7 protein-coding genes and 1 tRNA gene are annotated in these 8,388 nt (G+C 28.6%); 3 read left to right on the top strand and 5 right to left on the bottom strand.

Translation table 11 applies throughout. The annotated features are described in order from the left end of the window. Positions 1 to 420 precede the first annotated feature (420 nt). Positions 421 to 1,560 (top strand): glycerophosphodiester phosphodiesterase, encoded by a 1,140-nt coding sequence (locus F553_RS0108880; protein ID WP_018999822.1) that lies wholly within the window; start codon positions 421 to 423, stop codon positions 1,558 to 1,560. Positions 1,561 to 1,632: 72 nt separating this feature from the next. Here the strand turns inward: F553_RS0108880 and F553_RS0108875 are convergent, their stop codons facing one another. After that, on the bottom strand, positions 1,633 to 2,274 hold the full coding sequence (locus tag F553_RS0108875) for a hypothetical protein (protein ID WP_018999821.1): 642 nt from the start codon (positions 2,272 to 2,274) through the stop codon (positions 1,633 to 1,635). A gap of 156 nt (positions 2,275 to 2,430) precedes the next feature. Between F553_RS0108875 and F553_RS0108870 the strand changes: the two genes are divergently transcribed. After that, positions 2,431 to 3,072, top strand: a complete 642-nt coding sequence (locus tag F553_RS0108870) for an HAD family hydrolase (protein WP_018999820.1) — start codon at positions 2,431 to 2,433, stop codon at positions 3,070 to 3,072. Between the two features lie 64 nt (positions 3,073 to 3,136). On the opposite strand, the gene F553_RS0108865 is transcribed toward F553_RS0108870, so the two are convergent. The 4 genes from F553_RS0108865 to F553_RS0108850 all read right to left on the bottom strand — a co-directional run bounded on the left by F553_RS0108865 (position 3,137) and on the right by F553_RS0108850 (position 7,351). Then, complete coding sequence (locus F553_RS0108865; RefSeq protein WP_018999819.1) at positions 3,137 to 4,423, bottom strand: lipase family protein; 1,287 nt, start codon at positions 4,421 to 4,423, stop codon at positions 3,137 to 3,139. A gap of 70 nt (positions 4,424 to 4,493) precedes the next feature. After that, positions 4,494 to 4,583: transfer RNA gene (locus F553_RS0108860), tRNA-Ser, on the bottom strand. Positions 4,584 to 4,730: 147 nt separating this feature from the next. Next, entirely contained in the window at positions 4,731 to 4,970 is a 240-nt protein-coding gene (locus F553_RS0108855; RefSeq protein WP_008540023.1) for a hypothetical protein, read from the bottom strand. Between the two features lie 188 nt (positions 4,971 to 5,158). Then, positions 5,159 to 7,351, bottom strand: coding sequence for an alpha-galactosidase (locus tag F553_RS0108850; protein WP_018999818.1), 2,193 nt, complete (start codon positions 7,349 to 7,351; stop codon positions 5,159 to 5,161). A gap of 130 nt (positions 7,352 to 7,481) precedes the next feature. Here F553_RS0108850 and F553_RS0108845 point away from each other — a divergent pair, with 130 nt between their 5' ends. Continuing rightward, on the top strand, positions 7,482 to 8,381 hold the full coding sequence (locus F553_RS0108845) for an AraC family transcriptional regulator (protein ID WP_018999817.1): 900 nt from the start codon (positions 7,482 to 7,484) through the stop codon (positions 8,379 to 8,381). Positions 8,382 to 8,388: the final 7 nt, after the last annotated feature.

Here is an 8,388-nt window from a genome sequence, read left to right as displayed (position 1 = left end):
GATTGGCTCTTAATTATCTGTTTAAAAAGAATTTATTAGGTAATCTGCTATAAAAGCAGATACCGCACATTCGTTTATGTTAGAAAACATATTGTGCATTGTTTAGTTTTCAAAGAACATTTCCTGCTGGCTTCAAAAGTCAGCTTGTATATCTTAACTCAAGAAGTTTATCTTGTCAAGAACTTTTTTTAATTTATTTTTTGTTTTTAACAATTTTCTTCTTTTGAGTTGCCCTCTCGTTGAGTGCTTAATTATTATATCTACTATAAATCACTTTGTCAACACTTTTTTTAGAAAAAATATATTTATTTTTGTAAGAAATATTTACCTAAAAATTACGCTCTATTCTGACATACATAAATTCAGATTTATGAGATAATTATAACAAATAAATTTAAACGCTTTAGGAGATGAATACAAATGAAAAAACTATCCATAAAACTCTTATTTAGTGGTCTAGCTGCCTTAACAATTTATAGTGGATTTAATACTATTGATATTTCCACTACTTATGCCAAAGTCAATTATGATGTTTTTGACTTAGAGGCTCATCGTGGAGGTAGAGATGTTAGACCTGAAAATACTTTGTATTCTTATGCCTATGCAATAGAGCTAGGTGCTACTTCTATTGAATGTGATATGCAACTTACTAAAGATGGTCAAATAGTAATGAGTCATAATCCTATCTTAAATTCAGATATAACACGTGATGAAAATGGCAATTACATTGAAAATAATAAATATGATATTCGTTTAATGACTGTAGATGAATTAAAGAAATTCGATGTAGGTGTGATGGATCCAAATTGTGGCGAATACTATGACTTACATGGCAAAACACAATTTACTTATGATGCTAAAATTCCTACATTAGAAGAATTAATGCAATTAATTCAATCATATGGTGATAAAAATATTGTTTTAAATATAGAAACAAAATCCTATCCAGACCCTGCAAGTGCCGGATATAAAAATAATGCTGACCCTAAGAAATTTGTAGAAGTTTTCAATAATATTGTAAAAAAATATGATATGGAGGATAGAGTTGTTCTCCAATCATTTGACTGGCAAACTTTAATTGAAATGAAAAAATTAAATCCTAATATCTCCACTAGTGCACTTTGGCAAAAACAACCATCATGGGGACGTGATAGTGAATCTTTACGTCGTTATGAAAAGAAAAAATCTCCATGGCTTGGTGGTTTAGATATCAAGGATTATCAAGGAAATCCTGTAAAAGCTGCTCATGCTATTGGTGCTGATATTATTTCTCCATATTATACAGAAATATCCAAACAAGATGTTGATGAAGCTCATTCTTTGGGTATGAAAGTTGTTCCATGGACTGTTAATAATGAAAAAGATATGAATATGTTACTTGATATGGGTGTTGATGGTATTATTTCAGATAAGCCATGGCTCTTAAAACAAGTATTAGAAAAACGCAATATAAAATTGCATACACCAACAATAAATGTAGATAGTCCATATCATACAGGAACAGATCATAAAGACACAGCCCCTACAGAAGCTGGTAACGGCAATGATGCCGCTTACTAAGCCCTAATTATAAACCCCTTACTACTTTATAAATGAAAATAACCCTACTAAGTTAAATTAGTAGGGTTATTTTTATTTATGCTTATTTAAAACAATTTTCCATTCATCAACTATATTTTCTGGAAGTTCATATACCATTTCTTCTACTTTTATATCATTATCATAAGATTTTTTCTCTAATTTATCTTTTTTCTTATTATAACGATACATATTTTCTTGCGCCTCTGGTAAAACAAGACTTATAGTTTTAGCTTTATTTATTTGTTCTATTTCTTTATTTGTTAAATTGAAGCTTATCCAATATGGATTGTCATATTTAACTTTGGCAAAATGAATTTCATATCTATTATTATCATTATCTTGCAATATTAAATATGGAGGATATTCATTATCAAAAATATAATTTCTATCTATATTATGTGATGTTATTGCTAACTCTACATTGTCTTTATATCTATTATCGTCAGTATAAAATCTATCATTATTGACAAATACTCTAAACAATGCCATTGGTTCTTCTAGTTTTTTATCACTTTTAGTTTGTTCTTTTACTAATTTTTTCTGTTCATAATCTTTCATTTGTTCAGGGTCTTTATATGCATATATAGAACGAATATTTTCCACATTTGATACTTTTGATTGATGTATATTAGCCAAAGCTACAGATTGCATACAAATAAATAAACTTAATAAACATAATACTATTTTTTTCACTTTATCAACCTCTACAATTTTATCTATATTATTTATTATATATCCAAACCCTCTAAATTCAAATAAATTTATCTATAATCTTTCATTTGAAATCTCTTTAAAATTATATGTAATTTTGCTATGCTATATTTGATAAAAATAAAAAGAGGTGTTATTATGCAAGCATTTATCTTTGACATGGACGGCGTTATCATTGATAGCGAACCTATACATAACAAAGTAGTCAAAGAGGTATTACTCGAAAATAATATCGTAGTTGATGATGAAGAATTCAATAAACTCATTGGTATGACATCAACTTCTGTTTTCTCCTATTTTATTGATAAACATCATTTACCATATACTCCTGAAGAAATGACTAATAATCATATGAATTTCTTCAAAAAATATATCGTTGACCATAATCTTAAACCTATTGATGGCATCTGCCCTTTATTAGAACAATTACAAAAAGCAAATATTCCTTTGGCGATAGCATCATCTTCTCCTTTAAACGTAATTGAATTTGTTGTAAAAACATTTAATATTGATAAATACTTTAAATTTTTAATTTCTGGCGAAGATATCCTTCATAGTAAACCTGCTCCAGATATTTATTTAAAAACAGCAAAAAAATTACAAGTTAACCCTAAAGATTGTGTCGTTCTTGAAGACTCTAAAAACGGTAGCATTGCTGCTAAAGATGCTGGCATGTATTGTATCGGTTTTGCCAATTCTAATTCTGGCAATCAAGATTTATCTAGAGCAGATATTATCATTAAACAAATATCCGATATAAATATAACTCAATTACCATAATAAAAAAACTTAGTGAAGATAATCATAGTTTTATTCTATATTACCATTCACTAAGTTTTTATTTTTATTTAAATTGACATTCTAAATATAATACAGATTGCAATACAGTCATCTCTTTAGTATCTGACGTTGCACTAAATCCTCTTATCAAATTACCATTTATATTATAAATATATTTACTTCCATAAATATAATATCTTTTATTGGAAGTACTATCTTTTATTTTATTTGCACTAAACTCATAAAACACTACATATTTAGCATTCAATGCTTTTGCTTTTTGAAATACATTTGAAGATAGGTCGTCATCTGAAAGGTCAACAAAGCAATCTTCATCTTCTTTTAATAACTTATTTTTCAAAGCTAAATTCATATAATTTATTTCTGATTGTAATTCACTAGGAAAATCATATTTAGGCTTTGCCACATAAGTTTCACATGTTTCAATATCTTCTGTAGCTAAAGCTATATCTTTTTTGCTATCATAATAATTTTTAATTGCTCTATCAAAGTAAAGCAACATATTATGAGCAAATTTATCATTTTCCAATTTAGATACAGTCCATACTTCATTAGTATTAAATTGCACAAAACGTTCATTAGCTATCTGAGCTAAATTTTTTACAATATCACCTTTCATCGTAATACGAGTCAAATTCATTTTAGGCTCATACATATCTACAAAAGTCTTATTGCCTACAGCAGGTGCACCAAAAGTAATAGTTTCTATTTGATTACTACTTACGCCCATGTCTAATAATCTAGCTGTCAATAATTCCGCCACTGCTCCACCTAAACTATGACCTGTTATATAAATCTTATCTTCTGGGCACTGTTTCAAATGTTCTACTAAATCAAGACCTAAAATCTCACCTGAACTATTCGCGGAAAAAAATCCATCTTGTACATATTGTAAAAATCCTTTATGCACTAAAGGCTTAGTTTCACTTAAATCTTTATCATTTCTACTTTGCAAAAATTCATCTAAATTATGCCCTTGAAATACTGTTGCCTCTACTGCCAAATCCGTTTTCACATCTTGCCAACTGCTAGTACCACTGATAGATAAAAAGAATATATCCTTATCATTTATTTTTTTATCAGCTAATAGGTATTTAACATCAGATTTAGCTATTTGTTCATTATAAAAGCGAATATTCCAACCATTACTTTTCAATATATCTCTTGCTAATAAGCTAAATTTATCATTATATACAGCAAGCGATGTCCATGCAGATAAATATTGAATATCTTTTTCACTTAAATTCATTTCATCAATCTCCAAATTCTGCGCTAATGCTATATTTAAATTTAACATCAATAACATCAGTATAGCTAAGATTTTTTTCATAATAAATCTCCTATTTCTCTATATACAAAAAACAGGATTTTGCTATGCAAAATCCTGTACCTATCAATTATGGCGGAGAGTGAGGGATTTGAACCCTCGATACGGGGACCCGTATACACGCTTTCCAGGCGTGCTCCTTCAACCACTCGGACAACTCTCCATGTGCTCTCAAACAATATTATATTGTTGCTGACAGAAATATATAATATCAGATACTTTCATTTTTGTCAACAGTTTTTTATAAAAAAATAGACTACTTCTTATAAACTCATAAAAAGTAGTCTATTATACATAACAATTATGCATTTTAAGCTTCTCCGCGTAAGTGAGCTAACTCCGCTTGTTTTTCACAATAATACCATCTAACAGATTTACCAATAGCGCATCTAACAGCATCTAATCTACCTTGTATAGCTAATTTTTTTAATCTTATAGCATCTAAACCACTTACTGATAAATAGCTTGCGGAGATATATCCTCCTCTCTTTAAATAGTTACGGTAGTTTTGACAATCTCTACGGTCAACTTCAACTTTTTTAATAGCCATTTACTATCACCTCATAAATTTTCTGTGAGAAATGATGTTGCATTTAAAAAATCTAATGCTGTTTCTTATGGAATTTTCTGTTAAGCTCATTATTATTATACAATGACTATGTAAAATTGTATAGTTTCACATAGTCATTGTTTGTAAAATATAAATGAAATTTTTAATAAATATACTAAAGTTACCGTTTATACTGATTTTTTTAATACATAAATATTACTATAAAAATCTTCTTCTATTTTTGGTATCATCAAACCAGCATACATCAATTCACTACCACTGAAAACTTTATCTGTACCAACTAAATTATATAAAGCATCTTCTTGTAGTCCTTTTAATTTCAAAATTAAATTTCTATATATAGGTTCTACTAAAACCTGATGGAAATAACAAATAACAGTATTTTCATCTTCGGAAATAAAATTCCAACTAATATCATTTCCATCAAAAGGACTCTTTATTCTATAGAAAGTCCCTTTTTGTATAACATCTCTATATTGTTTATACCAAGCTACTTGTTTTTTTATCTCTTCTTTTTCCTCATCATTTAATTTATTTAAATCTAATTCATAACCTAGATTTCCAGAAGAAGCTACAGCAAAACGAGTTTTAAGTGGTGTTATTCTACCGACTTGGTGGTTTGGCACTATAGAAACATGTGAACCCATTGTAATTGCAGGAAATAATATACTTGTACCATATTGTATTTTTAAACGACAAATAGCATCTGTATTATCGCTAGCCCATGTTTGTGGCATATAATAGAGCATTCCTGCATCATATCTACCGCCACCACTAGAACAACTTTCAAATAAAACATTTTTAAAACGCTGTGTTAATTTTTCTAAAATATAATATAAACCTAATACATATCTATGTGATAATTCTTTTTGTTCCTTACTATTTAAATAAGCAGAACCTAAATCTGTCAAATGTCTATTCATATCCCATTTAACATAAGATATCTCTACATTTTCTAATATATTAGATATTTTTTCTACAAGATAATTACAAACTTCTATATTCGATAAATCCAATACATATTGGCATCTGCTCAAAATAGGCTCATAATCCATACTTCTAATCACCCAATCAGGATGATTTTTATATAAATTACTATTTTTAGATATCATTTCTGGCTCAAACCACAAACCAAATAATAATCCTTTTTCTTTAATTTTTTGAGCTAAAGTTTTTAATCCATGTGGGAATTTTTCTTCATCTTCTAGCCAATCGCCTAAACCCTGTGTATCATCACAACGATTTTTAAACCAGCCATCATCTAATACAAATAATTCTATGCCCAATTCACCAGCTTGTCTTGCTAAATCCAAGCAATTATCTTCATTGACCTCAAAATGACAAGCTTCCCAACTATTCAACAAAATTGGACGAGCTTTTTCTTTATATAAACCTCGACAAAGTTGATTTCTATACAATTTATGAAAAATCTGAGACATAGTATTTAAACCTTTATCTGTATAAACTAACACAGCTTCAGGAGAAATAAATTTTTCTTTACCGCTTAAAGTCCAACCAAAAGTCGTAGAGTTCATGCCCATTTGTACTCTAGTAGTCTTATATTGTCCCACTTGTACACTGGCTTGGAAATCACCACTATAAATAAAATTAAATGCCCAAACAGAACCTATATCTTCATTAGTATTTTTGTCCATCAAAGCTATAAATGGTGTTGCCTGTGGACTACTTGTTCCTCGTATGCTTTCTAATACAATAGAGTCAGATTTTATAGCTCTGCGATAAATATTTTTTTCATACAAATGAGCACCGGATAATGTCATCACATCATAATCGCTATCCGCAAAATCCATACTAAAGCTCATTACTTTATCTAAATATATGCTCTTATCACCATGATTTATAATTTCAGTATGTCTGCAAATAACATCATAATCAGCAAAAATTGTGTAATACAAATAAATACTTGCATTCATCACTACATCTTTTAAGATAATACATAAAGTTTTAGCTTCATTTTCATTATTTACATAAATAGAAGGCAATCCCTCTAATTTTGGTTTTCCTTCAATGATATTAAAACTATCATAATAAAAGCGATTTACACGCTTGCCATCTTCTGTTTGAATTATATAAGCTGGATTTCTAAAATCCCCTTGATTAAAATCTGGATATTCTTGCAATAAAGTATCTAACGAAAAATTTCTATCTGAAGCTATCGGATTTGAACAAAAACCTCTATCATAAAATAATTGAGCATTACTTCCATTATATGATGATAAATATTTGCCAAAATAAATATGTTTTACATAACAATCTTTTTCAATGCCTAAAATATAACTAATTTTGCCGTTAGATAAATTAAATATCTTTTGCTCTTTATCATAATTAATTACTAACATCTATATTCTCTCCTCTAAATTTATTTTCTACATAATATTTTAAAATATCGTTAGCTATATTAAAATGATAATAAAATGTTATCTACTGTAATTTTTTGTCATCTTCATCTATAAATTAAAGGAGTTTTTTATGTTTAGCACCTTTCCTTATAAAGCTATAAAATATCAGTTTTCCTCTGATTTGCCATTAATAACACTAACAGGTATCGGCTTTCAAAATATCACCGACCACAGCTATTCTTGGCATAATCTACATCGTCATGATAAACATTGTCTTATTCAATATTGCATCAGTGGACAAGGCGTTTTAACCATAAATAATTCCACTTATACCATCACAGCTGGTAAAGCTTTTTTACTCAACATTCCCAGCAATTCCCATTACTATTTACCCCAAAATTCCACTCATTGGAAATTTATTTATTTAGAGTTTTCTCCTGAAGTTTTACCCCTTCTATGTAAAATCTATAATAAATTAGGCCCTGTCATTTCTTTAGCAAACTATCCTTCATTATTGACACAAATAGCTAATTTTTACACCAAAGCCCTCAACAATAAACTACAATCAGTATTTATAAATACAAAATTAGCCTATAATTTTTGGATAGACCTTTTAAAATATAATCTAGCATATGATGCAAATAATCTCACAAAAACAGATATAGCCAAAAATTTTCTTGAGCAAAACTTCGCTAATAGCAATTTAAATATAGATACAATAGCTGAACAAATAGGATATTCTAAATATCATCTCTGCAAAACTTTCCATAAACAATTTGGCATATCACCTATGAAATATTTACAAAACTTAAGGATTTCTACCGCATGTAAACTTCTCATCAATAATCCCACATGGACGATAAAAAAGATAGCTCACCATGTAGGCTATAATAATGATGATTATTTTTGTAAAGTATTTAAAAATTTAAAAGGTATCACGCCTAATACTTTTAGAAAACAATCTATTCATTACGATACACTACAAACTATTTATGACTTCTCCGCAACTAAAAAAAATACACTTATGTAATCACATA

The organism is Megamonas rupellensis DSM 19944, from assembly GCF_000378365.1.
GTDB lineage: Bacteria > Bacillota > Negativicutes > Selenomonadales > Selenomonadaceae > Megamonas > Megamonas funiformis.
This window is presented reverse-complemented; position numbering and strand designations above follow the sequence as displayed.